We start from the raw sequence: 2,791 nt of genomic DNA, 5'->3' as shown, positions 1-2,791 counted from the left end.
TAATCATGCTAATTTGATCTCTTTTTTGCGGTGACAAAATAATGGCATGGGCATTTATATTGATTCAAATTGATGGCTTCAGCCATACAAAAATATAGATATATTCTGAAATAGCTTTAACAAAATATAAAACATTTATAGATTTAAAATCAGTTTTATTAAGTGATAATGTTTTGAAGTTTATTATGAAATTAAGGGGAAAATGTGAGTTTGCTTAAGCTGCAGCGCATTGTACAAAAAATAGCTCAATCCACAGCAAACAGCCCAAATAAGTGTGTAAGAAACTATTGGGAAACTCGGTGTTAGGCCAACCATCATAATAAAATCTAAATCATGGAAATCCGAATTATAGCTTCACTGCTGTGATTGGAAATCTCATTATTTTTGGCTAAGGCTAACTATTTTGAAAATTAAGTTCAGAATATCAAAACGCCCAAACGTGCTATCAAATTTGAGCATTCTATTGTGGAAAGCGCATGATTCAGTTATTTCCCTTTCATGTCGCATTGTTGACATTTTTCACAATTTTGCGGTTCTGAATAGCCACATTTATCCAAACAAGTCGCAACGTGTCCCATAGTACGCTTACAGGCGATAAAAGGCACTTTGTTTTCCCGCGCTAATTTTCTAAAGTTACGCATCACATTGTGACCAACAAAATCAGTAAATAAAATCATCAAATCCACACCTGACATACTGCTACGTGCAAATTTTTGCAACTTAGGGTTACGGCCTGAAATATGGCGATATTGCTCTAAACCGCGTTGTTTCAGTAAATTTTCAATATTACCTAATCGGTCTGCACCAACAAGAATAACCATGATATATACCTCTTACAGTTGATTTTGAGAATCATTATCATTACAATTGGATTGCTTGTCAAGTAATCATAAGTTAAAATTATGAGCTATTAAAAAAATCCCCAAGCTATTACTTGACTAATATAGTATGGAAAATAAGCAATTTCAAGACCACTCATTGTTATCTTTGTTCAATTAATGTGCATTTCTAAAAAGATGCAAACCATTTCAGGGTAATGCTATACTTTGATGCTGCCTTATTCTTATATGCCTTAATAATATGGGGATAAGAGATGGTATAAAGCTTTAAACCCTAATTTCACTTTAATAACAATGACTAGTGGATGACATGATGAAGAAATTGACATTAGCTATTTTAATGACCTTAACGCCAATGGTTTATGCCAGCAGTGACCATGCTGCAGATGAAGGCAAAATCGTAGGTGATGCAGAAGCAGGCAAAGCAAAATCGATGGTCTGTGCGTCGTGCCATGGTACAGATGGCAATAAGGCTCTAATGCCTGAATATCCAAAATTAGGCGGTCAGCACACAAGCTACCTTGATGGGCAAATGCACCAATTCAAATCTGGAGTGCGTAACAATGCCATTATGTTAGGCCAAGTGGCCGCATTAAGTGATCAAGATATTGCTGACTTATCCGCTTATTTCTCTAGCCAAGCTGTTACTGTTGGCGGAGCAAGTGAAGATTTGGTTGGCCAAGGTCAAGCCATTTACCTTTCAGGTGTTGCAGCGAAAGGCATTCCAGCCTGTATTTCCTGTCATGGCCCTCAAGGTTTAGGCAATCCAACTGCACAATATCCATTGCTCAGTGGTCAAAATGCAGCTTATACAGTTAAACAGTTGAAAGACTATCAATCTGGTGAGCGTATTGGTGATGCTGAAACCAATAACCAACAAATTATGATTGATATTGCTAAGAAATTATCAGAAGCTGAAATGACAGCCGTTGCTGAATATGTTTCTGGTTTGCACTAAGCCGCTTTAAATAAGGTTGGCAGCCCTTTGTTTTAAAGATGTTTCAAAGAATTTTACTTTTTACACTTTAGTTAGGGCTGCCAGTCCTTATTATTGAAGTACTTTACATTATCAATCTCTGTCGTTTGGCAGGTTTTTACACAAGGAGCATTTATGAAAACCTTATTTACTTGGGTAATAGCACTAGGCATGTTGATTTCCGTGTCTTTTGTACACGCTGAACAGGCTACCACCCCTGAACCAAGCCCTTATGAAGAGATGTACAAAGATATCATCATGCCAGAAAAGATTTATGGTGATGATATTGTAGAAGTCACTGAAATCTTTTTATACACCTGCCCACATTGTTTCCGAATTCATCCTTTTGCTGAAAAATGGAAGAAAACCATTGAAGGCCAAAAAGACGTTGTGTTTAATCCAATGCCTGCGGTTTTCAGCGAAAAAAATACCCCACTTGCTAAAGCATTTTATATTGCTAAAGATTTAGGCAAAGAAGAGCTTCATAAAGCATTATTCGAGGCAATTCATTCAAAAGGTCGTCGTATTACGACTAAAGATCAAGTTAAAGCGTTTTTCGTAGAACAAGGCGTTGATGATAAGGCATTTGATAATTCTTATAAATCATTTGCAGTTGATAACTCTGTACGTACTGCTAATTTTGTAACTGCAAGCTATGGCATTAGTGGTGTACCTTCTTTAGTCGTCAATGGTAAATATCTGATTTTAAGTAGTAAAACAAAAGGCTATAATGAAATGTTCAAAGTGGTTGACTATTTAATCGAGAAAGAACGCAAGTTGATTGCTAAGAAAAAAGCGGCTACTGAAGAAAAAGTAAAACCAGCAGAATAGTTTATATTTAATATGGAGTGTAATATTTTGTTTTAATACAATAATTTTTACACTCCTATAATTTTTTGTATTTATCAACTACTTCTACATATGAATTTTGATTTCCGTGAACGACTGCTCCCAGCACCTGTTTAATCCTATCCTT

At 35.8% G+C, this 2,791-nt stretch carries 3 protein-coding genes; 2 read left to right on the top strand and 1 reads right to left on the bottom strand.

Annotation, left to right across the window (positions count from 1 at the left end; translation table 11 throughout):
• Positions 1 to 485: 485 nt before the first annotated feature.
• Positions 486 to 821 carry a DUF2325 domain-containing protein gene (locus ABXH34_RS18455; RefSeq protein WP_353573359.1) on the bottom strand — a complete coding sequence of 112 codons (336 nt, stop codon included), beginning with the start codon at positions 819 to 821 and terminating at the stop codon, positions 486 to 488.
• Between the two features lie 328 nt (positions 822 to 1,149).
• Here ABXH34_RS18455 and ABXH34_RS18450 point away from each other — a divergent pair, with 328 nt between their 5' ends.
• Together ABXH34_RS18450 and ABXH34_RS18445 are read left to right on the top strand one after the other, a co-directional pair.
• Positions 1,150 to 1,797 carry a c-type cytochrome gene (locus ABXH34_RS18450; RefSeq protein ID WP_353573358.1) on the top strand — a complete coding sequence of 216 codons (648 nt, stop codon included), beginning with the start codon at positions 1,150 to 1,152 and terminating at the stop codon, positions 1,795 to 1,797.
• A gap of 153 nt (positions 1,798 to 1,950) precedes the next feature.
• Entirely contained in the window at positions 1,951 to 2,646 is a 696-nt protein-coding gene (locus ABXH34_RS18445; RefSeq protein ID WP_353573357.1) for a thiol:disulfide interchange protein DsbA/DsbL, read from the top strand.
• Positions 2,647 to 2,791: the final 145 nt, after the last annotated feature.

The sequence above is a fragment of the Candidatus Albibeggiatoa sp. nov. BB20 genome (genome assembly GCA_016744725.1).
GTDB lineage: Bacteria > Pseudomonadota > Gammaproteobacteria > Beggiatoales > Beggiatoaceae > Albibeggiatoa.
This window is presented reverse-complemented; position numbering and strand designations above follow the sequence as displayed.